Raw genomic sequence first — 26,101 nt, 5'->3', positions numbered from 1 at the left:
GCGCAGGGTAAACTCGTGCGACTCTCTTCTCAGCACGCGATTTTACCAGGACGCCTTTATGGAACAGACCACACGTACGCTTGGCCCCAGCAAACATATCGCGCTCGTTGCGCACGATCACTGCAAGGCTTCACTGCTTGACTGGGTGAAACAAAACCAGCCCACGCTGGAATCTCACACCCTTTACGCCACCGGCACCACCGGCAATCTGATTAATCGCCATACCGGATTAAACGTGAACGCGATGCTGAGCGGCCCGATGGGCGGCGATCAGCAGGTTGGCGCGCTGATTGCGGAAGGAAAAATCGATGTGCTGATCTTCTTCTGGGATCCGCTGAATGCGGTGCCGCATGACCCCGATGTCAAAGCGCTGCTGCGTCTCGCGACCGTCTGGAATATCCCTGTCGCCACCAACCTCGCAACGGCTAACTTTATTATTCAGTCACCGCTGTTTGCGCAGTCAGTAGAGATTGCCATTCCAGACTATGAGCGTTACCTGCAGGCGCGCCTTAACTGATCAGGCTTTACGCAGCAGCGGCACGCCGAGCTGACGAAACTGCTCGACAAAGCGTGACGGCTGCTCGCGATCGTAGAGCAACCACACCTGCTGACGCGCGCGCGTTAACGCGACATAAGCCAGACGCCGCTCCTCCGCATCCGGGAAATCTTCCGGCTGCGGCAATAATCCCTGCTCTATCACCGATTCACGCGCCGCAGCGGGAAACCCCTCTTTGCCCGCCTGTAGACCCAGCAGGATAACAAAATCGGCCTGCTGTCCCTTACTGGCGTGAATAGTCATAAAGTCGAGGTTGAGCTTCGGCCAGCGGGTTTTGGCTTTATCCAGCACTTCCGGACGCAGATGGTGATAACGCGCCAGCAGCAACACGCGTTCATCGGGTTTGGCGTATCCGCTCAGCTTGTTCAGCAGCGGCTCCAACTGCTCCTGCGGCAACAGGCCTGTGGCCTTTTTAGTGCCCTTCGTCAGGCTGTTGAGCGGCTTACGCAACTGATGTGGATTCTGCTGGACGAACCGGTTCGCGATATCGCCGATGCGATCGTTGAAGCGATAGGTCGTATCCAGCACGCAGCGATCCCCCTCGCCGAAATAGTGATGAAAGGCGGTGGTCAGCGTCATCTCCGCGCCGGTGAAGCGATAGATTGCCTGCCAGTCATCACCCACGGCGAACAAAGTGGTGCGCTTGTTCTGCTGGCGCAGCGCCGCAAGCAAAGCGGCGCGCTGCGGCGAGATATCCTGAAATTCATCCACCAGGATATGCTTCCACGGGCTGATAAAACGCCCTTTATTCAGGATCGCGATCGCCTGATGAATCAGCCCGGAAAAATCTACCGCGCCCTCCTCTTTCAGCGCGCTCTTCCAGGCTTTCAGCAGTGGCGCCATCAGCTTCACTCGCTTGCTGAACAGTTCGCGCACTTCGTCCGGCGCCTCGGCGATCATGGCCGCCTGCGCGCCGCCGTGCATACGCATCAGCCCCAGCCAGCGTTCAAGGCGCGACGCCAGCCGTTTCGCCAGCCGATCGTCCTGCCAGAAATCGCCTTCGGGCAGCTCCCACTCCAGCTCGTCGCGCAGCCACTGACGCCAGCCGTTTGCCTGCGCTTTTTTCTCGTGGCACTGCTGACGCCAGATGTCGATAAGCAGCGCGTGACGCGCCGCAGTATCGCTCTCCAGCTTGCTAATCGTCGGCTGCTTATTGCTGCCTTCGCGGATGATATGCAGCGCCAGCGCGTGGAAGGTGCGTGCCTGAATGTCGGCGACGCCCAGCCGGGAACGGATGCGGTCGTTCATCTCTTCCGCCGCCTGACGGCCGAACGCCAGCAGCAGGATCTGATCGGCTGCGGCCAGTTTTCGCCGCAGCAGCCAGCCCGCCCGCGCCACCAGCACCGACGTTTTGCCGCTGCCTGCGCCCGCCAGCACCAGCACCGCGTCTTCGCCGTTAACCACGGCTTCGCTCTGCGACGCGTTGAGCGGCGACGTTTCCACCGTGGCGAAAAAGTCGTGATGCTCCTGCAGCATACGCGCCGTCCAGTCGCGGTTGCGCTGGCGCAGCGCCGTTTCGCCCTGCTCAAGCCAGCGCTGGCAATCAAGGTAAAGCGCGCGGCAGTCGCTAAACTCCTCCAGGCGCGCCAGCGGCAGCGGCAGCGCGGCGAACTGTTTTTCAATGGTGGCGCGCAGCGCCTGTAGCTCGCCGCGCTTGAGCCAGCGATCCTGCGCGCCGAAGCGGTCGATCTCCTGCTTTAGCTCGCTTAAAACGGCGGCGCAAATAGCGCTCATCTCTGCGCTCCACGTCTGCCAGGCCTGCAGCAGATAGTGATAAAAGCGCTGAGTCTCCTGCCATTCGGTGCCGTGCAGCCGCACGACCTTATCGTCAGGCAGTAAAAACTCCAGTTCGCCCCAGACCATGCCGCGCTTGCAGCTGATATTCAGCAGTTCGTTAAAAGGGATCAGGTATTCGTGCCGGTCACCGCTTACTTCCACCCCAGCCGCCAGCAGGCGAACCCGGTTATAGGGATGCTGGGCAAGCCGTTTGCCCATCGATGTCGCTTTGAGTTCCATGTCCACACCGTCGAACCTGAAAAAAGAATATCGGGAGTTTACCTGTCAGACTCTTGGCGCTCCAGCCTTAAAACAGGCTAAACTTGGCGGCACATCTTGCGGAAAGCAAAAGGAAAAGAACGCCATGCGCACAGTGTTGAACATTCTTAATTTTATTCTCGGCGGGTTTATCACCACCCTTTGCTGGCTGTTCGCCACGCTGGTGAGTATCGTCCTGATCTTTACCCTTCCGCTGACGCGCTCCTGCTGGGAAATTACCAAACTCTCCCTAGTACCTTACGGCAACGAGGCGGTGCATGTGGATGTGCTGCGCCCGGAGAGTAAAAGCGCGCTGCTGAATACCGGCGGCACCTTTCTCAATATTTTCTGGCTGATCTTTTTCGGCTGGTGGCTCTGTCTGACGCATATCTCCACCGGCATCGTCCAGTGCATCAGCATCATTGGCATTCCAGTGGGTCTCGCTAATTTCAAGATCGCCGCCATTGCACTCTGGCCGGTCGGCCGCCGCGTGGTATCGGTGGAAGAAGCCCGGGCCGCGCGCGAAGCCAGTGCCCGTCGTCGCTACTGAGGTCGCAACATGATGTCCAAAGCCTTGCCGGGCTGGCGCAACTACCTGTTTAACAGCAGCTGGCGTTACCTGCTGCGCATTTTTCTGGCGCTGGCCGGCTGTGCGGCGGTGCCCTGGTGGCTGCATCAGATAGACTGGACCATCCCGCTGACGCTCGGCGTGGTGGCTGCCGCGCTGGCCGATCTGGACGACCGCCTCAGCGGCCGCCTGCGGAACCTGCTGATCACCCTGCTCTGCTTTTGTATCGCATCGGTCTCGGTAGAGCTGCTGTTTCCGCATCCGCTGGCATTTATGGCCGGGCTGGCGCTCTCAACCTGGGGCTTTATTCTGCTTGGCGCGCTCGGCCAGCGTTACGCCACTATCGCCTTTGGCGCGCTGCTGATTGCGGTTTACACCATGCTGGGCATCGGGCTTTTTTCGCAGTGGTATATGCAGCCGATACTGCTGCTGGTCGGCGCGCTCTGGTACAACCTGCTGACGCTGCTCGGCCACCTGATGTTTCCGGTGCGGCCGGTGCAGGAGCAACTGGCGGGCAGCTATGCGCAGCTGGCGCAATATCTTGAGGCCAAAGCGAACCTGTTCGATCCCGACGGCGACGCGCAGGATGACGCTACGCTGATCCGCACCGCGATGGTTAACAGCCAGCTGGTGGCGCAGCTTAATTTGACTAAAACCACGCTGCAAAGCCGTCTGCGCGGCGATCGCGGATCGCGCAGCACCCGTCGCAGCCTGCATTACTATTTCGTGGCGCAGGATATTCACGAGCGCGCCAGCTCATCCCATCTGCAATACCATCTGCTGCGCGACGACTGGCGCTATAACGAAATTCTGTTCCGCTTTCAGCGGCTGCTGAATATGCAGGCGCAGGCGTGTCGCCAGCTGTCGCAGTGCATTTTAATGCGTGAGCGCTGGGAGCACGATCCTCGCTTCGAGCGGGCGTTCGATCGATTGCAGACCGCGCTGGAGCGTCTGCAGCAAAACGAGCCTGACGCGCCGCATCTGCGTCCGCTGTTCTGGCTGTTGCGCAATCTGCGCGCGATTGACGCGCAGCTGGGGTCGATAGAGTCAGAACAGTCTCTGGCCAGCGAAACCCCGCCGGGCGATAACCGGCTATCGCGTGAGGGACTGAGCGGCTGGAGCGACATCCGCCTGCGGCTGAGCCGTCATATGACGCCCGCCTCCGCGCTGTTCCGTCATGCGGTACGCATGACTGTCGTGCTCTGTATCGGTTATGGTTTTATCCAGCTCACCGGTCTTGACCGCGGCTACTGGATCCTGCTGACCAGCCTGTTTGTTTGTCAGCCCAACTATAACGCCACGCGACGCAGGCTGGCATTGCGTATCGGCGGCACCCTGGCGGGCATTGCTATCGGGCTGCCGGTGCTCTGGCTGGTGCCCTCAACCGAAGGTCAGCTGGCGCTGATTGTGGTCAGCGGCGTGCTGTTTTTCGCTTTTCGTCAGGTGCAATATGCGCAGGCGACGCTGTTTATCACCCTGCTGGTGCTGCTCTGCTTCAATTTGCTGGGAGAAGGCTTTGAGGTCGCGCTGCCGCGCATTGTGGATACGCTGCTGGGATGCGCGCTCGCCTGGCTGGCGGTGGCCTTTATCTGGCCCGACTGGCGCTTCCGGCAGCTGCCAGCGGTGGCGGAGCGGACCCTGAACGCTAACTGCCGCTATCTGGATGCGATTATGGAGCAGTATCACCAGGGCAAAGATAATCGCCTGGCTTATCGTATCGCGCGACGCGACGCCCATAACGCCGATGCGGAGCTGGCCTCCGTGGTCTCAAATATGAGCGGCGAGTCGCGTACGCACCAGAAACACAAAGAGTCCGCTTTCCAGCTGCTCTGTCTTAATCACTCTTTTCTGAGCTATATCTCCGCGCTGGGCGCGCACCGCGATAAGCTTAACGACAGTGCGCTGCTGACGCTGCTCGACGACACGGTCTGCTATGTCGAAGATGTGCTGCAAACCGAGGTGGTGAGCGATGCCGAGGCGGAAAGTATGCAGAGCGCCCTGACGCAGCGTATCAGCGATATGGCGGCCAATCAGGAGACGCGTGCGCCGCTGGTGTTACAGCAGTTAGGGTTGCTGGTGGCCTTGCTGCCGGAGATTGCCCGCCTGCGCCGCACGCTGGCGCCCTCTTAAGAGGCGTCTCCCTTTAGCGCCTGCTGATACCACTCATTGAGTTCCGCCCTGACGGCCTGGGGCAAGGCGGCTTCATGCCGCCCTTTTATTGCGCCTTCAAGGGCCAGCAAAGTTTTAAACCCGATATGCCGGTTTATCGCCCGGAGTCTGAGCCAGCACTGTTTGGATCCCAGGTCGATCAGGTGCCGCACGGTTTTGACGCCTGCCTCATGCAGCAGAAGCTCAATTCGCAGGCTAAGATTCGGCAAATCTTTCAGCCGCAGCGGCACCTGTCTGGCCAGAGATTCTTCCTGAGCGGTGCGTAGCGAAGCGGCGGACAATGCCAGCAGCTGAGAAGAATCACTCCACAGCACGTCGTCGACGCGGTAGTAATTGAGGCTGACAGCGGCGCCGCGCTTGCGAAATATCAGCGGCTGCATCGGTTTTCGCGCCGCATATTCCCGTAATGCTTCGCTGGCGCGCAGATAGAGTGCGTCATCATTGATCAGCGCGAAAACCACTTTTTCAACCGCCAGCGCATAGCCGCCAAACTGTGTACGCGATTCGATGTGGCCTAAGGCGGCCAGACGGTGACGTGACCGTTCTACGATAGGGTGCTGTTTTTTCATGGCACGCTCTCCTTGTGCAAAAATACGACTAAAAAGTCATGTCTATCAGTCCGTTAGAGATATAGAAAAAATCCGTTAAGGGTTCAATTAATTATTGCGTTCCCGTCTCACCTTCTCCCGTTTTTGCGAGCCGTTTTCCAAATTTGAGGTTGATCTTTATCCAGGAAGTCATTACTGTATATCCATACAGTCCAATGCTGAGTGGTTAACTTATGCGCACCCAACACTTTAATAATGCAGGCTTTGCCCACCGTCATGTCTCCTCTTCTAAGCCGTCGCAGCACAGCGGCTGGATCACGGAACTGCGCTACAGCGAACAGCCCGGCATGATGCAAATGTTGCTGCTGCCGTTACTGCAACAGCTCAGCCAGGAGTCTCGCTGGCAGCTGTGGCTGACGCCCGCGCATAAGCTTAATCGCGCCTGGCTGCAGCAGTCAGGTCTGCCGCTGGAAAAAAGCATGCACGTTGCGGACTCAGAGCGTTGCACCTCCGTAGAAGCGATGATTAAAGCTTTGCGTACAGGGAATTACAGCGTGGTGCTCGCCTGGATCCCTTATGATCTCGATGAAGAAGAGCGACGCGAACTGGAGCAGGCGGCAGCGGAAGGAAAAGCGCTGGGATTGATTATGCGCCCAAACGGGAGCTCCGCGACCACGCTGCGACCAAATAAAGGGCTAAAAATTCAGTCGGATTTGTTTCATTGAGTAAAATTAGGATTTTTCTCGCGCCTTTTGCCTTTTTTATTTCAGCTAAGCCACTGATTCTTTTCCTTCCAGCTTTGACAATGGTTTAGCTGCATTTTGCTCAAAAAGAGGCCGACATTAAGACCGGGTCAAATGTTAGAATATGTGTATAAAGCCCTGTTTTTTTGCAGCATCCCCTCACATCATACTTGTAACTTTCCAATCTCGTTGTAGACTTTACCTCGCCAGGGTGCTCAATAATCTCCGTTTTTTATCGGTAGAGTCATAAGCGAGCGTATTAACCCGGCGAAGGATTACAACCAAGAGCATCCCTTTTTGCTCATTGCCTATTTGGATGATAACGAGGCGCAAAATGAAAAAGACAGCTATCGCAATTGCAGTGGCACTGGCTGGCTTCGCTACCGTAGCGCAGGCCGCTCCGAAAGATGACACCTGGTATACCGGTGCTAAACTGGGCTGGTCTCAGTATCATGATACTGGTTACTACGGTAACGGTTATGGCAACAACAACGGCCCGACTCACGAATCTCAGCTTGGCGCTGGTGCATTCCTGGGTTACCAGGCTAACCCGTACCTGGGCTTCGAGCTGGGTTACGACTGGCTTGGCCGTATGCCGAACAAAGGCACCGTAAACAACGGCGCATTCAAAGCACAGGGCATTCAGCTGGCTGCTAAACTGAGCTATCCGATCACTGACGATCTGGATGTCTACACCCGTCTGGGTGGTATGGTATGGCGCGCTGACGCAACTCAGAACAACGTTGTTAATGGCCGCATCAGCGACCACGACACCGGCGTTTCTCCGCTGGCAGCAGTGGGTGTTGAATACGCTCTGACTCAGAACTGGGCAACTCGTCTGGACTACCAGTGGGTTAACAACATCGGTGATGCGCAGACTGTTGGCGCACGTCCTGACAACGGCATGCTGAGCGTAGGCGTTTCATACCGCTTCGGTCAGGATGAAGTTGCACCGGTTGCAGCTCCGGCACCGGCTCCGGCTCCAGTTGTTGAAACCAAGCGTTTCACCCTGAAGTCTGACGTGCTGTTCACCTTCAACAAAGCTACCCTGAAGCCGGAAGGCCAGCAGGCTCTGGATCAGCTGTATAGCCAGCTGAGCTCAATGGATCCGAAAGACGGTTCTGTTGTCGTTCTGGGCTTCACTGACCGCATCGGCTCTGACCAGTACAACCAGAAACTGTCTGAGAAACGCGCTCAGTCTGTGGTTGACTACCTGGTATCTAAAGGTATCCCGTCTAACAAGATCTCTGCACGTGGCATGGGCGAATCTAACCCAGTTACCGGCAACACCTGTGACAGCGTGAAAGGCCGTAAGGCTCTGATCGACTGCCTGGGTCCGGACCGTCGCGTAGAAATCGACGTGAAAGGTATCAAAGACGTTGTAACTCAGCCGCAGGCTTAAGTTACTCCGTAAGAAAAACCCCGCAAAGCGGGGTTTTTTTATGTCTGCTGATTAGCGTTTACGCGCCGCGTTATTCGCTGCCCGTTTCCGATTTGCCAAGAATAGCCTGCAGATCCTGTTTCAGGCTCGACATCTGCGTGGCGTATTTTTCTTTACGTTCCGCATCTTCAATCAGCTGAACGATGGTTTCCGACAGCGTACAGCCGCGACGCTGCGCCAGTCCCGCCAGGCGTTGCCACACCAGGTACTCCAGATCGATCGACTTTTTACGCGTATGCTGATGTTCCGCATTAAAGTGCCGCTTGCGACGCGCGCGAATCGTCTGTTTAAGACGATTATCCAGGTCCGGGTGAATATGTTGCGCGATCCATTCAGCCACATCGACCGGACGATTTTCCATTGAGAGCAGCTCCTCAACGGCCGCCTGCGCAGCGCTGAGTTCAAGGTGACGCGTGATCAGTTCACCTTCCCGGTGTTTTTTCACCAGGTATTTCCATTTCCATCCACTTTCAAGATTTTCGAGTTGTTGGTATTTCATCGGAATCTCATCGTGACCGCGTAACAAACTAAGAATAACAGTTTTTTTCCTGGATGCAGTAAGGAAAAAGGCGTTGTTTGTCTCAGGGTTAATCCGAACCATGCAGTGCTTAACAAAGGGGTTTCCTGTATAATCCCGCTTTTCTTTAATTAACCAAATGCGATTATTTTGACCAGCTCTCAACTTTCCTGGCAAGACCTGCAGCCGAATATTACCGGATACGCGTCCGTTTTCTCCCGTATTACCGAAGAAGAGACCGATAGCCTGGCGGCGGTACAGCCGCGTTTGCTGAATGCACTGGCTTATCTCGATCAACAGACCGAAGGCTTTCCCCTTCTGCTGGTGTGCAGTCAGGAGAATGCGGATTACCTGGAACTGATTGCGCGCCAGATGGAGCGTATCGCCGACGAACCCGCTGAGCTGTTCGGCGGACATTATCATATCATTGCGGATAACGTGACCCTCCAGCCGCCCGGCGATGCCTCGCATCCTTTTACCGGCACGGGTCAGGTGCATTTTGCGGAGTGGATTGAGAACGAGCAGCTGTTTGGCTGCGTGCGTCTGCGCCGCGATCGTCTGCAGCTTGAACCGGGCCTGATCCACCGCGCCAACGGCGGTACGCTGGTGCTGTCGCTGCGTACTCTGCAGGCGCAGCCGTTGCTCTGGCTGCGGCTGAAGCGCGCCATCCAGCTGGGCCGCCTGGAGTGGCAGTCGGCGGATGAGCGTCATCCTCTGCCGGTTTCCATTCCCCCGCTTCCCCTAAGCCTGAAGCTGGTGTTGTGCGGCGATCGCGATGCGCTGGCAGCCTTTCAGGAAAGCGATCCGGAACTGCACGAGCTGGCGACCTATACTGAATTCGAAGAAAACCTGCAAATCGTCGACGAAGATGACATGCTTGCCTGGTGCCGCTGGGCGCAGGATGTTGCGCTGCAGACGGGGCTGCCTGCGCCGCAAACTGATTTCTGGCCGCCGCTGATCCGCGAGGCGGTGCGTTACACCGGCGATCAGGAAGTGCTGCCGCTCTGCCCACGCTGGCTGCTGCGTCAGATGCGCGAAGCCTTTATGCAGGAGAGCGAGCTGAGCGAAGCGGCGTTAGTCAGCGCCCTTGAGACCCGCAGCTGGCGCGAAGCTTTCCTTGCCGAACGCATGCGTGATGAGATCCTGCTAAAACAGATCCTGATTGAAACCGAAGGCGAAATTGTCGGCCAAATCAACGGCCTTTCCGTCGTGGAGTTTCCAGGCCATCCACGTCCCTGGGGCGAACCTTCGCGCATTACCTGCGTGGTTCATCCAGGCGACGGCGAATTTACCGATGTCGAGCGCAAAGCTGAGCTGGGTGGCAACATCCACGCGAAAGGCATGATGATCATGCAGGCGTATCTGATCGCCGAACTGGAGCTGGATCAACAGCTGCCCTTCTCCGCATCGCTGGTATTTGAGCAATCCTACTCGGAAGTCGACGGGGACAGCGCCTCTCTGGCCGAACTGTGCGCCCTGATCAGCGCGCTGGCTAATCAACCGATTAATCAGCAGATTGCGGTAACAGGTTCTGTCGATCAGTTCGGCAACGTTCAGCCGGTAGGCGGCCTGAATGAAAAGATTGAAGGCTTCTTTACGATTTGCAACGAACGCGAGCTCACCGGCCAGCAGGGCGTGATTATTCCGGCGTGCAATGTGCGCCATCTGTGCCTGAGCCAGGAAGTGGTCGACGCCGTTGAACAGGGCCGCTTCCATATCTGGGCGATCGATCGTGCCGATGAAGCGCTGCCGCTGCTGACCGGCGTTATCTGGCACAGCGATGATGAGAACGGCGACACGCTGCTGCGCAGGATCCAGGATCGTATTACCCAACTCAATCAGCAGGAAGCGAGCCATCGACCCTGGCCTCTTCGCTGGCTAAACTGGTTTAACCAGAACTGATTGAATTGCCCGGCGTACAGCTGTTCGCTAAACTTCGTGCTTCACTAAAACAAGGCTTATTGAAAACATGGTTGATAAACGCGAATCCTATAGCAAAGAGGACCTGATTGCGTCAGGTCGCGGTGAACTGTTTGGCGAGAACGGTCCGCCGCTTCCGTCAGGCAACATGTTGATGATGGACCGCGTGGTCAAGATGACCGAAGATGGCGGTAAATACGATAAAGGTTTCGTTGAAGCCGAGCTGGATATCAATCCGGACCTGTGGTTTTTCGCCTGTCACTTTATTGGCGACCCGGTGATGCCAGGCTGTCTCGGTCTGGATGCCATGTGGCAGCTGGTCGGTTTCTATCTGGGCTGGCTTGGCGGAGAAGGCAAAGGCCGCGCGCTGGGCGTCGGCGAGGTGAAATTCACGGGCCAGGTGCTGCCGACGGCGAAAAAAGTCACCTACCGCATTCACTTCAAGCGCGTCATTAACCGCAAACTGGTGATGGGCGTCGCCGATGGCGAAGTCTTCGTTGATGGTAATCTGATTTATTCTGCCAGCGATCTGAAAGTCGGTCTGTTTAAAGACACCAACGCTTTCTGATAGCGCAAATGAAAACCTCCGCCAGCGCGGAGGTTTCTTCCTTTTCGTGACGGACAATTACACCGTAACCGCCCTGTCCTCCATGGCTTGTCGCCAACCTCCCAACCAGTGAGACTTAGCCTCAATCATCTGATACGGACACATCTCTTTCGAGCGTCCTGTAATACCGGCCTGGTAGCCACGTGAGTGAGCGCGTTCAAGGCGGTCTCGTTTCTGTCTCTTCATACTCCGTATCCCTCATATCAGGTCTGTGGAATCTGGTGGAAAGAAAAAGAGTGGCGAAATATTACTCAGCCACAGTTAAGTTCTACCTGTCCCGCCCGGAAAGGTCAATGCGCAAATTTCACGCCAGTGTCATCAGTTTGACGTTAAATTGCCATTGTTGCCGCTGACGGTTTCGCTTATCGCCTTGAAGAGCCAATAAAAAAAGCCCCTTCTCGTCGTAGCATTTCGCTGACGACAATCAGGGGCGGAGCAAAATCTTTACCGAACTTTATTCTGAAGTTATCGCTGCATTGGCGATCTGCTGCGCGGTCTGCTGCCAGCCGACAGCAAGCGTACGCACCAGCGCCTCGTAGCCGTCTTCGTTTTGCGGCAGCGCCACATCGAAGCCCTGCTTCACCACATGGCCATTATGCTGCAGCACCCACTCGCCGCTTACCACGGCGCGCCCGTCATAGCGTCCCTGAAAACCGGTCACCGTGACGCTCAACGTGTCATGCTTCTCGCCCAGCGGCGCAGCGGAAACCAGTCGGCCCGGCAGGGCCTTGCTCAGATTAGCGACCAGCGTTTGCTGGAGCTGCTGATCGAGCGGGCTGGCCCACAGATTATTAGCGGCGATAACGTATTTTACGTCGCTGGTCTGATAAACCAGTCCGTTGCCCGCCAGATAATCGGGAACGGCGACCTGCTGAACCCACAGCGCTGGCGGCTGCGCTTCGCCGCCGCTGCGCACCTGCATAGCCGCCGGTTGCGACGGCAGCTGGTAGTAGGTGTTATCGATAGTGCTGCTGCACGCGCTTAACAGCAGCGCGGCGCACAAAACGGCTCCTTTTCTCACTGTTTCGCCCTCTTTGGCTGTGGATCCTGACCCGGTTTGGCCTCGAAGACCAGCGCGTTGCTCTTGGTATTGAGCGTTTTCAATACCGGTTGCAGCTCGCGCAGTACCTGATCGAGTCGCTGCATATCACCCACCAGCTTGTTGTAAGCCGGGGAACCTGGCTGCAGCCCTTTCATACTGCGGTTCAGTTCACGCAGCGTTTGCTGCATATCTTCCGGCAGCGTTTTCATCGCCGGGCTGGCGGTGATCTGATTAAGATTTTTCAGCGTGCCCTGCATTTCACGCAGCGTGCGCTGGCTCTCTTTCAGCGTGCCAGTTGCCTCGGTCACCACGTTGTTGAGCGGCAAAGCGTTAATCTTGTCGAGCGCCGCCACCAGTTTCTGCTGGATCTGACTCAGGCCGCCGCTGGTCGTTGGAATGATCTCGTAGCCTGCGATTTTGTTCGGGCCTTTATAAGGCGGCACATTATCGTAGAAGTCGAGATCGATATAGAGCGAGCCGGAGAGCAGGTTGCCGGTTTTCAACGAGGCGCGCAGGCCGCGTTTTTTGCCATCCTGCAGATGTTGCTCCAGATTAAAGTCCTGACCCAGTCTGGCGGTAAAGCGGTCAGGCTCAATGCGGATCAGCACCGGCACGCGGTAATCGTTATTCAATGCCTGATTAACACCCTCGGTCATAAAGGGCGCCTGCGCGACCGTACCCAGACGGATGCCGCGGAACTCGACCGGCGCGCCAACCTGCAGGCCACGGATCGAATCGGTGAAGAACATCAGGAAATCCACATGGTTGGTGTAGAGCGAATCCTGGATGCTGCGCTGATCGTCGAACAGATGATAGTCCGCGTGGTTCGTTGCGGCCTGGCCTAAATCCCAGCCGTCCGGCACATCAAAGCTGACGCCGCCGCTGAACAACGTCGTCAGCGACCCCATCTCTACCCGCATGCCCGATGCCGACATATCCACCGCGATGCCACTGTCCTTCCAGAAACGGACATTGGTGGTCACCAGCCGATCGTAAGGCGCTGCGATAAAGAGCTGATAGGTCATCATGCGCTTATCGGTATCAAAAGTGCTGGTTTCCACCGTCCCGACGCGGTAGCCGCGGAACAACACCGGATCGCCGGCGTTCAGCTGCCCCGATTTTTTACTGTCGAGCGTAATGCGGATACCTTTCGCATCAGGCGGCGCCAGCGGCGGCGCATCAAGCAGCTGATAGCGCTCTTTCGCCTCCTCTTTGGTGCCTGGCTGCATCTCAATATAGGCACCGGAGAGCAGCGTATTGAGCCCAGTCACGCCTTCGCGGCCAATCTGCGGCTTCACCACCCAAAAATAGCTGTCGCCGTGCAGCAGCTTTTCCATGCCGGAGTTGAGGCGCGCGGTGATCTCAACGTGATGCAGATCGTCGGTCAGCTCCGCTTTTTCCACAACGCCTACATCGACGCTGCGGCTTTTGATCGTGGTTTTCCCGGCCTCGATACCTTCCGCATTTTCCGTAATCAGGGTCACTTCGGGTCCGAGGTGACTGAAGTGATAAAACAAAATCCATCCGCCGATCAACAGCGTCACGATGGGGACAATCCAGACCGGCGACCAGCGTTTTATCTGGTCGACTTTGGCATGGCCGTGGTTACTTTCCGTCAAGGCGCGGCTCCTTTGTAATGTGTTCCTGTACGCGATCCCAGGTCAGGCGCGGGTCAAATGTCATAGCGGCGATCATGGTCAAGATCACTACCAGCGCAAACAGCAGCGCGCCCGTTGCGGGATAAACATTCATCAGTTGCCCCATGCGCACCAGCGCAGAGAGCACGGCAATAACAAACACGTCTATCATTGACCAGCGGCCGACAAATTCGACCACTTCATAAATCAGGTGCATCTTTTCGCTGTCGCGCTGCCCGCGCCCGCTGGCATTCCAGCAGAGCCAGCCAATCGCCAGCATTTTCAGCGATGGCACCATAATGCTGGCGATAAAAATAACCAGCGCCACCGGATAAGAGCCATCGCTCCAGAGCAGGATCACGCCCGCCATAATGTTAGACGGATATGGCGTGCCCAGAGTTTCGGTCACCATAATCGGTAACAGGTTAGCGGGGATATAGATCATCAGCGAGGTAAAGAGCAACGCCAGCGTCCACTGCAGACTGTGCTTGCGGCGCGGCGCGGCAATGACGCCGCAGCGCGGACAGTCGGGCTGATCCGCCGCCAGGATTGCGGTGCAGCAGGGACAGGAGCGCATCCCCTGCTGCAGCCCGCTAACGCCCTTTTCAGGCAGGTGCGGCAGCGGCGGCATCGGCGCGATCTGGTTCCACAGCCAGCGGCGATCCACACACTGAAAAGCGCGCAGCTGCAGCAGGCAGAACAGACACCAGGGCCAGAAGCTGGTTTCCAGACCGATATCGCCGTAAGCCATCAGCTTCACGAAGCTGACCAGCACTCCGGCCATAAAGATCTCCGCCATGCCCCAGCTGCGCAGCTGAAACAGGATGCGCGCCAGTCCCAGCCGCAGGCTTACCGGCATTTTTATGCGGTTGACCAGCAGAATAATGGTCACCATACAGAGTCCAGGGATCGCCTGGACAAATGCCAGAAAGAGCGTGGCGAGACTGCTGTAATCCTCCGACACCATGACCTTCGGGATCTGCAGCAGCGATATCTGGCTGCTGAGGCCCGCGACCCTCATGGTGATAAAGGGAAACAGGTTCGCCAGCAGCAGCATAAACAACGCCGCCAGCGCATAGCCGGTTGGGCGTTTGCGCGGCTCAGGCCAGTTAGCGGTCAGCACCGTATGGCAGCGCGGACAGGACGCACGGCTGCCCTGCGGCACGTCCGGCAGTTTCACCATTAAATCGCACTGTGGACAAAGCATCCACGCCTGACTTTCAGCGGCTGAACACATCCCGATTCCCTTATGGTTACGCGCCGTTTTTCAGCGCTTCCAGCTCTTCCCAGCGTGCGAAGGCTGCTTCCAGCTCCTGCTCCGTCTGCGCCAGCGCATCCAGCACCGGCTGGGTCTGGTCATGCGGCTGGCTGAAGAAATCCGGATGGCTCATTTTTGCCTGCAGTTCGCCGATGCGCGTTTCAAGCGACTCCAGCTTCTGCGGCAGCTGTTCCAGCTCGCGCGTCAGGTTATAGCTGAGTTTGCCGCCGCCGCGTTTCGCGGCGTCACTTTTTTCCGCCGGTTTCGCCGCAGCGGCAGGCTTGCTTGCCTGAGCGCTTTTCTGCTGCTTATAGGCTGCGCGCTGCTGCTGCGCATCGTGATAGCCGCCCACGAAGCTGCCGATTTCGCCGTTGCCTTCGAAAATCCAGCATTCGGTAACGGTGTTATCGACGAACTGACGATCGTGGCTCACCAGCAGTACGGTGCCCTGATAGCCGTCGATCAGCTCTTCCAGCAGCTCGAGGGTTTCGACGTCGAGGTCGTTGGTCGGTTCATCGAGGATCATCAGGTTGCTGGGACGCAGGAAAAGACGCGCCAGCAGCAGACGGTTGCGCTCGCCGCCGGAGAGGGCGCGCACTGGCGTCATGGCGCGTTTCGGATGAAACAGGAAGTCCTGCAGATAGCCGAGCACATGGCGCGGCTTGCCGTTGACCATCACCTCCTGCTTGCCTTCGGCCAGGTTATCCATCACGGTCCGGTCCGGATCAAGCTCGGCGCGATGCTGATCGAAGTAGGCCACTTCCAGCTTGGTACCGCTGTGCACCCGGCCGCTGTCGGCTTTCAGCTGCTGCAGCATCAGGCGCAGCAGCGTGGTTTTACCGCAGCCGTTCGGGCCAATCAGGGCGATTTTGTCGCCGCGCTGCACCTGCGCGGAGAAGTCGTGCACCAGCGTCTTGCCGCCCACGCCATAGTTGACGTGCTCCAGCTCGAAGACAATCTTGCCTGAACGCGAGGCTTCGCCCACCTGCATATTGGCTTTGCCCATCACTTCGCGGCGCTCAGAGCGTTCGCGGCGCAGCGCTTTCAGCGCCCGGACGCGCCCCTCGTTACGGGTGCGGCGCGCCTTGATGCCCTGACGGATCCACACCTCTTCCTGCGCCAGCTTGCGGTCGAATTCGGCATTCTGCATCTCTTCGACGCGCAACGCCTCCTCTTTCCCTTCCAGGTAGAGATCGTAATTGCCCGGCCAGGAGACCAGCTTGCCGCGATCGAGGTCGACGATACGCGTTGCCATATTGCGGATAAACGAGCGATCATGGGAAATAAAGACGATGCTGCCGCTGAAGGTTTTCAGGAAGGTCTCCAGCCAGTCAATGGTTTCGATATCGAGATGGTTGGTCGGTTCGTCCAGCAGCAGCACGCGCGGGTTGCTCACCAGCGCGCGGCCCAGCGCCGCTTTACGCAGCCAGCCGCCCGACAGCGACGACAGCTCGGTATCAGGCTGCAGGCCGATCTGCTGCAGCACGTCGTTGATACGGCTCTCCAGCTGCCACAGATTGTGGTGATCCAGAATGGTCTGCAGACGTCCCATCTCATTAAGGTTTTTCTCGCTGGGATCGAGCATTACCGCATGCGAAATGGCATGGTAGGCCTTGAGGTGTTCGGCCTGTTCTTCCACCCCTTCCGCCACAAAGTCATATACCGAGCCGGTAATATTGCGCGGCGGGTCCTGTTGCAGACGCGCCACCACCAGGTCCTGTTCAAAGATGATGCGACCGTCATCCAGCGGCTGCTCCCCGTTAATGATCTTCATCAGGGTAGATTTGCCTGCGCCGTTACGGCCGACCAGACAGACGCGTTCGTTTTCTTCGATATGCAGCTCGGTATTGTCGAGCAGCGGCGCATCGCTGAAGGAGAGGTAAGCGCCGTGAATACTGATTAATGACATCTGAACTTATTCCTTACCGGCGTGAGTAATCAGCCAGCAGTTATGAATTTGACGGTTGCGGGCAAAATCCTGCGACAGGGTTTTCTGGGTAATGTCCTGCGCCTTCAGGCCCAGCGACGCCAGCCCTTCAAGATCCATCTTAAAGCCGCGTTTATTGTTAGAGAACATCACGGTGCCGCCCGCGCGCAGCAGGCGTTTCAGGTTGCGCATCAGCATAATGTGATCGCGCTGCACGTCGAAGTCCTCTTCCATACGTTTGGAGTTAGAGAAGGTCGGCGGATCGATAAAGATCAGATCGAACGTCTCGTCGCTTTCGCGCAGCCAGCTCAGGCAGTCGGCCTGCATCAGGCGGTGCTGACGACCGGTCAGCCCGTTGAGGCGCAGGTTGCGCTCGGCCCACTCCAGATAGGTACGCGACATATCTACCGTCGTCGTGCTGCGCGCGCCACCTAACCCGGCATGCACGCTGGCGGTGCCGGTATAGGAGAAGAGGTTAAGGAAATCTTTATCCTTACTCATTTTGCCCAGCATATGGCGCGCAATGCGGTGATCGAGGAACAGCCCGGTATCCAGGTAATCCGTCAGGTTGACTAGCAGACGCGCGTTATACTCCTGCACCTCGAAGAAATCGCCCTTCTCGCCCAGTTTCTGATACTGATTTTTACCTTTCTGCCGCTCGCGCGTTTTCAGCACCAGACGGTTAGCCGGCAGCTCCAGCACGCTAAGCGTCGCGCCAATCACGTCAAACAGACGCTGGCGCGCTTTAGCGGCGTCGATGGTTTTCGGCGGCGCGTACTCCTGCACCACCACCCACTCGCCGTAGCGATCGACCGCCACATTATATTCCGGCAGGTCGGCGTCATAGAGGCGATAACATGCGATCCCCTCCTGGCGCGCCCACTTTTCCAGTTTCTTCAGGTTCTTACGCAGGCGGTTAGCGTAATCCTCGGCAATCTGCGCGCCGTTTTCACCGCTGGTTTCCGCCAGCTGATAGTTTTTCTGCACGCATTCGATAGGGCCGTTTTTCGCTTTGAACTGACGCTCTGCGCGCAACTGCAGACAGCTCAGCAGCTCAGGCGACCCGCTGAACAGCGACAGTTTCCAGCCGCCGAAGTGCTGCTTCATAATACGGCCGAGCTGGCTGTGCAAAGCGATCAGCGCGGGTTCGCTCTCCAGGCGTTCGCCGTAAGGCGGGTTGCTCAACACGGTACCGTGCTGCTCGCCAGGCAGCGGGTTTTTCAGCTGCAGAACATCCTGACGCGCAAAGGTAAAGAGATCGGCGACGCCGGCGCGGCGTGCGTTAGCCTGCGCCCACTCCAGCACGCGGCCGTCGCTGTCATAGCCGAAGAAACGCGCCTGAGCGGCGGCGGTGCCGGCGCGCGCGCGCTGCTGCGCCTCGCCTTTCACCTCGCGCCACAGCGCGTCGTTATGCTGCCGCCAGTGGGTAAAGCCCCAGCGGCTGCGCAGCAGGCCCGGCGCACGATCGCAGGCGATCAGCGCCGCCTCGATCAGCAGCGTGCCTGAGCCGCACATAGGGTCGAGCAGCGGCGTGGTCGGTTGCCAGCCGGAGCGCAGTACAATCGCCGCCGCCAGGTTCTCTTTCAGCGGCGCCTGCCCGGTCTGCTGGCGATAGCCGCGCTGATGCAGCGCATCGCCGCTCAAATCGAGCGCGATGCTGGCGCGATCTTTATTCAGCCAGACGTTGATGCGGATATCCGGCTGCTCGCGATCCACATTGGGACGCGGCAGTTTCTGACGGGTGAAGGAGTCGACAATCGCGTCCTTCACCTTTAGTGCGCCAAACTGGCTGTTGCGGATCGATTCGTTGGTGCCGCTGAAGTGCACCACGAAGGTATGCTGACTGCCGAACAGTTCGGTCCAGTCGATGCTCTGTACGCCGACGTAGAGATCGAGATCGCTGTAGACGCCGAATTCACCGAGCGGCAGCAAAATACGCGACGCCAGGCGGCTCCACAGCAGGCTCTGATACATCGTACGGTCATCGGCTTCAAAATGAACGCCTCCCTGTACCACCTGCAGATCCTGCGCGCCCAGCGCGTCCAGCTCACTTTTCAACAGCTCTTCGAGCCCACGCGCCGTACTGGCAAAGAGAGAATTCATATCGTCACTATTACTCTTGAGAAAATTGCTGCGCATTATACCCTAAATAAGCGGCATTGTTGGAAAGCAGCGCGCTCGCGGCTGCAACCAGTCCGATAACGAGGCTATAGCGTCCCGACGCCATGTATCATAAAGTTAGCTTCTTTTGCCGCGCGCGCCCGTTTCCCTGGAGATCACCATGCTTACGCTGTCCCGTCTGTTTATTCACCCGGTTAAATCGATGCGCGGTATCCACCTCTCTCATGCGCAGGTGCTGGAGAGCGGACTGGCGTTCGACCGCATTTTTATGGTGACGGCGCTGGACGGCACTTTTATTACCGCACGCCAGTACCCGGAGATGGTGCGGTTTACCCCGGCGCTGCTGGCTGACGGCCTCTCGCTGCAGGCGCCCGACGGCAGCCAGGCGATGATCCGCTTCAGCGATTTCACCGGACAGGAACAGCCGACCGAAGTGTGGGGCAACCATTTCACCGCACGCATTGCGCCCGATGCCATCAACGCCTGGCTGAGCGCCTTTTTTCCGCGCCCGGTGCAGCTGCGCTGGGTCGGCCCGCAGCCGTCGCGTCGGGTAAAAAACTTTACTGATGTGCCGCTGGGCTTCGCCGACGGCTACCCCTTTCTGCTGGTCAATAACGCCTCGCTGCAGGATTTGCAGCAGCGCTGCCCGGCCAGCGTGCGCGCCGAGCAGTTTCGCGCCAATCTGATCGTTAACGGCGCGCCAGCCTGGGATGAAGACAGCTGGGCGACGGTACAGATTGGCAGCGTCATATTTGACGTGCCCAAGCCCTGCAGCCGCTGCGTCTTTACCACTGTCGGCACCGAAAGCGGCCGCAAACATCCAGACGGCGAGCCGTTAAAAACGCTGCAGGGTTTCCGCAGCGCGCAGGATAACAGCGGCGATATCGACTTCGGCCTGAATTTAATTGCGCGCAGCAGCGGCATCGTACGCGTCGGCGATGAGGTAAACGTGCTGGCGCGCCATACGCCGCGCGCCTATGGGCCAGGTGCGGTGGTGGAAACGCTTAAGCCACAGCAGCAAACCAAAGCAGACGTCACTGTTACCTGGCAAGGCCAGACGTTTCAGGGGGATAACCAGCAGGTGCTGCTGGAGCAGCTGGAGATGCAGGGATTTAAAATACCCTACTCCTGCCGTGCGGGCTTATGCGGCAGCTGTAAGGTGACGCTGGTTTCAGGCAAGGTGAAGGCGTTAAAGAAAAGCGCCATTCGCGACGACGGCACTATTCTGAGCTGCAGCTGTATTCCGGCTGGCGATATTGAACTGGCGTAAGGGTTACACCGCGTAAGCGAAGCGCGGCGCGCTGTCCGCGTGGTGCGGCAGCAGGCGGTCGTTCATGATTTTAATGGCGTCGCCCAACACCATCTGTTTGCCCGCCAGCGTGAGCGTAGGCTGCGCCAGCAGACAGAGCGTGGCGTTGCCGCCGCTTTCTACCGCCAGCAGTCGCGCCTGCTCGCCGTTGTCCGCCAGCGTCACTTCCACCATGTCGCCAGCTTCAGGCTGCAGCACGCAGGTCCAGGCGGTAAAGTGCCAGCTTTTTGGCATCAGCGGCTTCAGAAAACGTTTCGCCACCAGCGCGTTGAGCGTCAGCTCGGCGCGCTGATTCGCGCTTAGCGCGCTCTGGCGGCAGCGTTCTTCAAAGGTGTAATAGAGTGCGGCGTCGTCAACGCTGAAGCCGGTCTGACTGAAGGCGTCCGGCGTCAGCATCTTTCGGGTAAAACGAGAGCGGAAAAGCATACCGTCAGCCAGATCCAGCATCATCCGGTCATGGTCGGCGTCAAAATACCAGCGCCAGTTATCATCAGGTTTGATTTTCATAATTTGCCTTGTCATTAACCGCCGCGTTTCTCTGCACAGACTCAGCGAAGCCCCGCTTGTGGGAAAAAAGCTGAAAATACGCACAACAGGGAAAAAATATAAACGAGCCGGAGTGAGAAATAAACCCCCCGGCGCTGTTTTATGGGAAATGTCTTAGAGATGGGTCACGATATCTTTTATTAATCCCGGCCCTTTATAAATAAAGCCGGAGTAAATCTGCACCAGCGCGGCGCCCGCGGCGATTTTTTCCCGCGCCGCAGTTAATGAATCAATGCCGCCGACGCCGATAATCGGCAGCGCGCCGTTCAGCTCCTGCGCCAGCCGCTTGATGACCGCCGTACTGCGCGACTGCACCGGACGACCGCTCAGGCCGCCTGTTTCCGTGCTGTATTTCAGCCCGTTAACCAGAGCGCGATCCAGCGTGGTATTGGTCGCGATAACGCCATCGATATTATGGCGCACCAGGCTGTCGGCAATTTGTATTAATTCTTCTTCAGAAAGATCGGGCGCAATTTTTACCGCCACCGGCACATATTTCAGATGACGCTGCTCCAGCTCTTTCTGTTTCGCTTTAATCGAGATCAGCAGATCGTCCAGCGCCTCGCCATATTGCAGCGTGCGCAATCCTGGCGTATTAGGCGAGGAGATATTTACCGCGATATAGCCGGCATGGGCATAAACTTTCTCCATGCAGATCAGGTAATCTTCTTTACCGTTTTCTACTGCCGTGTCTTTATTTTTGCCGATATTAATGCCGAGAATACCCTTGAAACGCGCCTTTTTGACATTCTCTACCAGATGATCAACGCCGAGATTATTAAAGCCCATGCGGTTGATAATGCCTTCCGCTTCCACCAGCCGAAACATGCGCGGTTTATCGTTGCCCGCCTGGGCGCGCGGCGTTACGGTGCCGACTTCGACAAAGCCGAAACCCATCGCTCCGAAGGCGTCGATGCACTCTGCATTTTTATCCAGTCCGGCCGCCAGCCCCAGCGCATTATCAAACCGTAAGCCCATGCAGGTCACCGGACGGGAAGGAAGCTGCTGGCGGATCAGCGCTTCCAGCGGCGTGCCGCTGATGAAACGCAGCTGCTGAAAAGTGAGTTCATGAGCGCGCTCGGGATCGAGCTTAAACAGCGCGGGTCGGACGATAGGATAAAGCATGCACTCTCCTGGAGATCGGAAGCGATGAATTGTCAGGGTGCACAGGAAAATGTGCGCCAGAATGGTAAAGGCCTCTGGCGCAAAAGTAAATTACTGACGGGACGAGATATTGATCGCGATCAGCGCTTGCTGGCATAACGCGCCAGACGACGGCACGCCTGCAGCCCGCTATAGAGCGTCGGGTAGTACCAGAGCAGTTTGATGCGTTTGCTTTCGCGCGTCACCTTGCGCACCAGCTGATCGATAGTCGGATGCCATGAGGCGGGCACCGGAATATTGTTTTTGCGGATCTCTATCAGGCAGCCGTACATCACCGGCTGATAGTAGGTGTCCAGCAGCTTCTCTTCTGGCGGCAAGCCCTGCTCGCGCAAAAAGCTTTCGCTGCTGCGCCGGGCGATATAGTAGTTCTCCACCCAGGAGAAGGTGGGCTTGCTCTGCGACAGCGAGGTCGGCATAAAGCGCTTGTTGTAATAGCTTTTCTGCGTAAAACCAATCTGCCGCGCCGACATATAGAGCGCGAACATATAGGGCGCATCTTCATGATTCTGAATCGGCAGAAACTGTACGCCGGTGCGCGCGATAAGGTCGCGGGAGAGGATGCTGCTCCACAATACGCGATGCGCCGAGCGGTGCGGGATCATGCTGCGCAGGGTATCGGCGCCGCCTGGCCAGACGCCGTCGACGTGACGCTGATGGAATTGCTCATACTGGCGCTCCGCCACCGGTTTATCGGTAAACATACGCGCGCCGAAGCAGAACATCTCCATCTCTGGATGCTGCGCCAGCATGCGGCGGAAATCGGCGAAAAGATCGCTGGAGACGAAATCGTCGGCGTCCATAAAGTAGATAAAGTCGCCGGTAGCTACTTCCAGTCCTTTCGTGCGCGCCGCGCTGACCCCGCCGCGTTCGCCGCGCAGCAGCGTCAGCTGCGGATGCCGGGCGGCCAGCGCCTCAAGCAAGGCGATGCTGTCATCGGTCGAACCGTCGTCGATGACGATGACCTGCTCCGGCGGAGAGGACTGCCCCAGCAGCGAATCGATCGCTTCCGGCAGCCATGGCGCGCAGTTCCAGTTCGGTACGATAACGGAAATGGTCGCAGCGCGGCTGTCAGCGTTCCGTGTGCTCATTCTCTTTCCTCAATGTTAAAACTCCTGGCTCAGGCAGGCAGCAGACGTTTAATCACCATGCTGTGCAGCAGACAGCAAACTGAAAGGTTAACCAGACCGATCAGGCCAAGCCACAGCAGATTGAGCCAGCGGTTCTGGTTCCACTCGATGGGCAAGAAAGTGCAGAGCCAGGCGATCAGCGCCGCGACCGCCCAGATCAGCAGCACGTCGCGGGTCAGCCACGTAAAGTGAATGCCTGGCGCGAAGCGGCGGTGCACCAGCCATGCCCAGCCAGCCAGATAGAAGATGTTCTGCCCCAGCCACAGCCAGCCGGTGCCCTGCGCGCCATAATGAATTGCCGCCCAGATATTCAGCGGGACCAGGATCACCGCGAAGCAGGTGAAGCCCTTAAGGTGCAGCTTAAGATTGCCGTTGACATATTGCAGATGGTAAAGCAAACCGCAAATCGCCTGTACGCCGCTTCCCAGCGCATAAAGGCTGAGCACAAACGACATATCCGTCACGACCTGCTCGTTCTGCGTCCAGGCCCAGAGCAGCGGCGTAGCGAACATAGCGATAGTAATGCTGAGCGGCGCCATAAAGATCGCTACCGCCTGAGTCGTATAGCGATAAAGCGTCAGGGATTCAGCATCGCCCTCTTTACGCGTCTTGATGCCGGTCATGCGTGGCACGATCGCCTGCATAATCGGGCTGCTGAGCAGAATAATGCCGGTCGCGGCGGTGGCGACGACGGTAAAGGAACCGTAGGCGCTCAGCGGCAGCGTTTTCGACAGCACCAGGCGGTCAATTTGCGAAATAAAGGTCCAGATAGCGCTGGCGAACGCTGCGCTCAGCGCAAAGCGGATAAACGGCTTTAACACCGTCTTTAAATTTTCGTGCTTCTGCTTGCGCGCGGCGGCGGGCACCAGCTGATAGGATTTGGAAATCAGACAGACCGCTTCCACTATCGACACCGCCAGCTGCCAGATAAAGAAGCTCAGCACCGGGTTAGAAAAGAGCTGGATCACCAGCACCGCGCCAAAGGTACGCAGCGTCACGATGATCAGGTTGACGCCGTTAAGCCACACCTGATGCTCAAAGCCGACAATGACGCTGCGATAGGGGCTGGTGCGCCAGCGGATAGCCGCGGTGATCACCATAATGGCGACGGCGATGGTGACATCCGCAGAAGGCAGATGGCGCGCGTCCAGCCAGTTATGGGCGATCCAGGGCGTTGCCAGCCAGCCAATCACCACCAGGATAAGCGTGGAGATAAGGAAGAATTTCGACAGGGCGGAAAAGAGCGCCGGAAACCAGATAAACTCAGCCTGGTTGGCGCGATAGCGCGCCGCTTCGCGCATCAGGGTCGTCGACACGCCGGCGTCGAGCAGCTGGAGCCAGGTTAACAGAATCGAGAAAAAACCCACTAACCCGTAAGCTTCCATCCCTAAATGTTGAATATAAAGCGGCACGACCAGAATGCCTGACAGCGTCAGGTAAATCTGACCGACATAATTGGCGATCGCGTTACGTTTAATTGACATATGTATGATTGTATCTGGGCAATTTTCTCGGAGGCCACAAGCGTGGCACACATCATCGGACCTGCCTACCAGACATAGTCTTAAATTTATCTCTGGCGCTGAGCGCCAGATTTAATCTGACCTGATACGGGATAAATTTGTATATAAAATAACGTTTATCCGCAATGAATAAAGCCAGGTAAGCAGGCGACCTAATGTGAGTGAAAAAATCAGGCGGCTTTTTTCAGCTCTTTTGTAACTTTATATTTTTGCAGCAGGATGAACATACGCGGACGATTTATAAGCAGCCACTCTTTGGCGTTATCTGGCTTAAACTTGCCGCCCATAAAGCGAATGGCGTTGATGACATATTCCGGTACCGGCGTGCCGTTGTAGAGCGACAGGTAAATCATCAGGCGGAACGAGTGCATTAAATAGGCTTTTTCCAGCTGCGCCTTCAGCGGCGAATTATCCAGATTATTCTTAAGAATGCCGTAGGTCTGAATAAAGGCGTTGTAGCGCTGCAGGAAATAGTCATCATTTTTGCGGCTGTTGGTCAGGGAGCCGCTGCGCACGCGCTGGCGATAGTAAACATGCTGGCTAACCCAGGCGCGATTCGTATGAATAAACACTGACAGCGTGAATTTATGATCTTCATGCACGCGATCGATAAACCGCAGTTTGTGTTGCTCGACAACGCTCTTTTTCACCGCGTAGTTCCAGGCTGCGGAAGTATAAGAGCCATTATTCAGCAGACGCGACAATACCTGCTGCGGTGACTGCAGGCCGAATTGATCGTGACGCACTTTAGGTCGGGTGACATTTTCCCGGCCATCTTCAAACATCTGCGAACTAAAGCAAAAGAGATCGACGTCGGGGTGCGCGGTTGTCACCTGCTGCAACTCTGCAACGAAGCCTTCCGGCACGATATCGTCCGGGTCGCAGAAGAAAAGAAACTCTCCTTGCGCGGCCTCGATGCCGGTATCGCGCGCCTTGCCCGCGCCGCCGTTAGGCGTAGTGATAATGCGAACCTGCGGCTGGTGACCATATTTTTGCTGCACCAGCGCCAGCGTACCGTCAGTGGAGCTGTCGTTAACAATAATAATTTCAGTCGGCGCGTCAACCTGACGCAACAAGGAGTCAACACATTCGACAATATATTTTTCCACGTTATAAGTGGGAATAATGACTGATAACAGCGTCTTTGCCATACATCTTTCTCAGGGTCGATTAAAAGAAAAGGCACGAGCGTTACACAACTTGTAAAAATTGCGTTAAAGCATGGCGCAAAAATATTAATAAAAAGCGCAAACAGCTAAACTCTGCATGGTTGAGTAGTATAGGCAGAAGATTTTTTCTATTAACAGGGCCAGCCTTTTATTCAGATTCCTTACCCTGGCCGGA

At 57.1% G+C, this 26,101-nt stretch carries 22 protein-coding genes; 8 read left to right on the top strand and 14 right to left on the bottom strand.

Annotated features, from left to right (window positions below):
• Positions 1-58: 58 nt before the first annotated feature.
• Entirely contained in the window at positions 59-517 is a 459-nt protein-coding gene (gene mgsA / locus EKL29_RS01350; RefSeq protein WP_120451890.1) for a methylglyoxal synthase, read from the top strand.
• Here the strand turns inward: mgsA and helD are convergent, their stop codons facing one another.
• Positions 518-2,572 (bottom strand): DNA helicase IV, encoded by a 2,055-nt coding sequence (helD, locus tag EKL29_RS01345; RefSeq protein WP_126688660.1) that lies wholly within the window; start codon positions 2,570-2,572, stop codon positions 518-520.
• A gap of 124 nt (positions 2,573-2,696) precedes the next feature.
• Between helD and EKL29_RS01340 the strand changes: the two genes are divergently transcribed.
• A complete protein-coding gene (locus EKL29_RS01340) occupies positions 2,697-3,140 on the top strand; it encodes a YccF domain-containing protein (protein ID WP_126688659.1) in 444 nt (147 codons plus the stop codon).
• 9 nt (positions 3,141-3,149) lie between these two features.
• Entirely contained in the window at positions 3,150-5,288 is a 2,139-nt protein-coding gene (yccS, locus tag EKL29_RS01335) for a YccS family putative transporter (protein ID WP_126688658.1), read from the top strand.
• Here the strand turns inward: yccS and EKL29_RS01330 are convergent.
• Complete coding sequence (locus tag EKL29_RS01330) at positions 5,285-5,896, bottom strand: TfoX/Sxy family DNA transformation protein (RefSeq protein ID WP_126688657.1); 612 nt, start codon at positions 5,894-5,896, stop codon at positions 5,285-5,287. The genes yccS and EKL29_RS01330 overlap by 4 nt on opposite strands.
• Positions 5,897-6,108: 212 nt before the next feature.
• Between EKL29_RS01330 and sulA the strand changes: the two genes are divergently transcribed.
• Together sulA and ompA are read left to right on the top strand one after the other, a co-directional pair.
• Complete coding sequence (sulA, locus tag EKL29_RS01325) at positions 6,109-6,600, top strand: SOS-induced cell division inhibitor SulA (RefSeq protein WP_120451880.1); 492 nt, start codon at positions 6,109-6,111, stop codon at positions 6,598-6,600.
• A 352-nt stretch (positions 6,601-6,952) separates the two neighbouring features.
• Positions 6,953-8,020, top strand: coding sequence for a porin OmpA (ompA, locus tag EKL29_RS01320; RefSeq protein ID WP_120451878.1), 1,068 nt, complete (start codon positions 6,953-6,955; stop codon positions 8,018-8,020).
• A 70-nt stretch (positions 8,021-8,090) separates the two neighbouring features.
• Here the strand turns inward: ompA and matP are convergent, their stop codons facing one another.
• Positions 8,091-8,558 (bottom strand): macrodomain Ter protein MatP, encoded by a 468-nt coding sequence (matP, locus tag EKL29_RS01315; RefSeq protein ID WP_148104572.1) that lies wholly within the window; start codon positions 8,556-8,558, stop codon positions 8,091-8,093.
• A 162-nt stretch (positions 8,559-8,720) separates the two neighbouring features.
• On the opposite strand from matP, the gene EKL29_RS01310 reads away from it, so the two are divergent.
• Both EKL29_RS01310 and fabA read left to right on the top strand, forming a co-directional pair.
• Positions 8,721-10,478, top strand: a complete 1,758-nt coding sequence (locus EKL29_RS01310) for a Lon protease family protein (protein WP_311778965.1) — start codon at positions 8,721-8,723, stop codon at positions 10,476-10,478.
• Between the two features lie 67 nt (positions 10,479-10,545).
• Entirely contained in the window at positions 10,546-11,064 is a 519-nt protein-coding gene (gene fabA, locus EKL29_RS01305) for a bifunctional 3-hydroxydecanoyl-ACP dehydratase/trans-2-decenoyl-ACP isomerase (RefSeq protein WP_126688655.1), read from the top strand.
• Between the two features lie 57 nt (positions 11,065-11,121).
• On the opposite strand, the gene rmf is transcribed toward fabA, so the two are convergent.
• From rmf to rlmKL, 6 genes are all read right to left on the bottom strand, one after another.
• The gene (rmf, locus tag EKL29_RS01300) at positions 11,122-11,289 is read right to left on the bottom strand and encodes a ribosome modulation factor (protein WP_120451870.1); all 168 of its coding nucleotides are present in this window, start codon (positions 11,287-11,289) and stop codon (positions 11,122-11,124) included.
• A 268-nt stretch (positions 11,290-11,557) separates the two neighbouring features.
• Positions 11,558-12,124, bottom strand: a complete 567-nt coding sequence (gene pqiC, locus EKL29_RS01295) for a membrane integrity-associated transporter subunit PqiC (RefSeq protein ID WP_120451868.1) — start codon at positions 12,122-12,124, stop codon at positions 11,558-11,560.
• The gene (pqiB, locus tag EKL29_RS01290) at positions 12,121-13,764 is read right to left on the bottom strand and encodes an intermembrane transport protein PqiB (RefSeq protein ID WP_120451867.1); all 1,644 of its coding nucleotides are present in this window, start codon (positions 13,762-13,764) and stop codon (positions 12,121-12,123) included. The genes pqiC and pqiB overlap by 4 nt, the downstream gene beginning before the upstream one ends.
• The gene (gene pqiA, locus EKL29_RS01285; RefSeq protein WP_126688654.1) at positions 13,751-15,019 is read right to left on the bottom strand and encodes a membrane integrity-associated transporter subunit PqiA; all 1,269 of its coding nucleotides are present in this window, start codon (positions 15,017-15,019) and stop codon (positions 13,751-13,753) included. Before pqiA ends, pqiB begins: the two co-directional genes overlap by 14 nt.
• 16 nt (positions 15,020-15,035) lie before the next feature.
• Positions 15,036-16,949 (bottom strand): ABC transporter ATP-binding protein, encoded by a 1,914-nt coding sequence (locus EKL29_RS01280; protein WP_120451863.1) that lies wholly within the window; start codon positions 16,947-16,949, stop codon positions 15,036-15,038.
• A gap of 6 nt (positions 16,950-16,955) precedes the next feature.
• Positions 16,956-19,070 carry a bifunctional 23S rRNA (guanine(2069)-N(7))-methyltransferase RlmK/23S rRNA (guanine(2445)-N(2))-methyltransferase RlmL gene (rlmKL, locus tag EKL29_RS01275; protein ID WP_120451861.1) on the bottom strand — a complete coding sequence of 705 codons (2,115 nt, stop codon included), beginning with the start codon at positions 19,068-19,070 and terminating at the stop codon, positions 16,956-16,958.
• A 178-nt stretch (positions 19,071-19,248) separates the two neighbouring features.
• Here rlmKL and EKL29_RS01270 point away from each other — a divergent pair, with 178 nt between their 5' ends.
• Entirely contained in the window at positions 19,249-20,358 is a 1,110-nt protein-coding gene (locus EKL29_RS01270; protein ID WP_126688653.1) for a YcbX family protein, read from the top strand.
• A 3-nt stretch (positions 20,359-20,361) separates the two neighbouring features.
• On the opposite strand, the gene EKL29_RS01265 is transcribed toward EKL29_RS01270, so the two are convergent.
• The 5 genes from EKL29_RS01265 to EKL29_RS01245 form a co-directional block, all read right to left on the bottom strand.
• Positions 20,362-20,904, bottom strand: a complete 543-nt coding sequence (locus tag EKL29_RS01265) for a cell division protein ZapC (protein ID WP_120451857.1) — start codon at positions 20,902-20,904, stop codon at positions 20,362-20,364.
• 153 nt (positions 20,905-21,057) lie between these two features.
• A complete protein-coding gene (gene pyrD / locus EKL29_RS01260; RefSeq protein WP_126688652.1) occupies positions 21,058-22,068 on the bottom strand; it encodes a quinone-dependent dihydroorotate dehydrogenase in 1,011 nt (336 codons plus the stop codon).
• Positions 22,069-22,187: 119 nt separating this feature from the next.
• Complete coding sequence (locus EKL29_RS01255; RefSeq protein WP_126688651.1) at positions 22,188-23,195, bottom strand: glycosyltransferase family A protein; 1,008 nt, start codon at positions 23,193-23,195, stop codon at positions 22,188-22,190.
• Positions 23,196-23,224: 29 nt separating this feature from the next.
• Positions 23,225-24,718 carry a lipopolysaccharide biosynthesis protein gene (locus EKL29_RS01250; RefSeq protein ID WP_126688650.1) on the bottom strand — a complete coding sequence of 498 codons (1,494 nt, stop codon included), beginning with the start codon at positions 24,716-24,718 and terminating at the stop codon, positions 23,225-23,227.
• Between the two features lie 209 nt (positions 24,719-24,927).
• Positions 24,928-25,908, bottom strand: coding sequence for a glycosyltransferase (locus tag EKL29_RS01245; protein WP_126688649.1), 981 nt, complete (start codon positions 25,906-25,908; stop codon positions 24,928-24,930).
• Between the last annotated feature and the right edge of the window lie 193 nt (positions 25,909-26,101).

The organism is Pantoea sp. YU22 (genome assembly GCF_003970755.1).
In the GTDB taxonomy this organism is placed as follows: domain Bacteria; phylum Pseudomonadota; class Gammaproteobacteria; order Enterobacterales; family Enterobacteriaceae; genus Pantoea; species Pantoea piersonii.
The sequence above is the reverse complement of the archived record's forward strand: the minus strand, read 5'-3'. Positions and strand labels throughout refer to the sequence as shown.

Bases quoted from the DNA above. Each gene is read 5' to 3' on its own strand.
- mgsA (WP_120451890.1), top strand. From the start codon at position 59: ATGGAACAGACCACACGTACGCTTGGCCCCAGCAAACATATCGCGCTC.
- helD (WP_126688660.1), bottom strand. From the start codon at position 2,572: ATGGAACTCAAAGCGACATCGATGGGCAAACGGCTTGCCCAGCATCCC.
- EKL29_RS01340 (WP_126688659.1), top strand. From the start codon at position 2,697: ATGCGCACAGTGTTGAACATTCTTAATTTTATTCTCGGCGGGTTTATC.
- yccS (WP_126688658.1), top strand. From the start codon at position 3,150: ATGATGTCCAAAGCCTTGCCGGGCTGGCGCAACTACCTGTTTAACAGC.
- EKL29_RS01330 (WP_126688657.1), bottom strand. From the start codon at position 5,896: ATGAAAAAACAGCACCCTATCGTAGAACGGTCACGTCACCGTCTGGCC.
- sulA (WP_120451880.1), top strand. From the start codon at position 6,109: ATGCGCACCCAACACTTTAATAATGCAGGCTTTGCCCACCGTCATGTC.
- ompA (WP_120451878.1), top strand. From the start codon at position 6,953: ATGAAAAAGACAGCTATCGCAATTGCAGTGGCACTGGCTGGCTTCGCT.
- matP (WP_148104572.1), bottom strand. From the start codon at position 8,558: ATGAAATACCAACAACTCGAAAATCTTGAAAGTGGATGGAAATGGAAA.
- fabA (WP_126688655.1), top strand. From the start codon at position 10,546: ATGGTTGATAAACGCGAATCCTATAGCAAAGAGGACCTGATTGCGTCA.
- rmf (WP_120451870.1), bottom strand. From the start codon at position 11,289: ATGAAGAGACAGAAACGAGACCGCCTTGAACGCGCTCACTCACGTGGC.
- pqiA (WP_126688654.1), bottom strand. From the start codon at position 15,019: ATGTGTTCAGCCGCTGAAAGTCAGGCGTGGATGCTTTGTCCACAGTGC.
- EKL29_RS01280 (WP_120451863.1), bottom strand. From the start codon at position 16,949: ATGTCATTAATCAGTATTCACGGCGCTTACCTCTCCTTCAGCGATGCG.
- rlmKL (WP_120451861.1), bottom strand. From the start codon at position 19,070: ATGAATTCTCTCTTTGCCAGTACGGCGCGTGGGCTCGAAGAGCTGTTG.
- EKL29_RS01270 (WP_126688653.1), top strand. From the start codon at position 19,249: ATGCTTACGCTGTCCCGTCTGTTTATTCACCCGGTTAAATCGATGCGC.
- EKL29_RS01265 (WP_120451857.1), bottom strand. From the start codon at position 20,904: ATGAAAATCAAACCTGATGATAACTGGCGCTGGTATTTTGACGCCGAC.
- pyrD (WP_126688652.1), bottom strand. From the start codon at position 22,068: ATGCTTTATCCTATCGTCCGACCCGCGCTGTTTAAGCTCGATCCCGAG.
- EKL29_RS01255 (WP_126688651.1), bottom strand. From the start codon at position 23,195: ATGAGCACACGGAACGCTGACAGCCGCGCTGCGACCATTTCCGTTATC.
- EKL29_RS01250 (WP_126688650.1), bottom strand. From the start codon at position 24,718: ATGTCAATTAAACGTAACGCGATCGCCAATTATGTCGGTCAGATTTAC.
- EKL29_RS01245 (WP_126688649.1), bottom strand. From the start codon at position 25,908: ATGGCAAAGACGCTGTTATCAGTCATTATTCCCACTTATAACGTGGAA.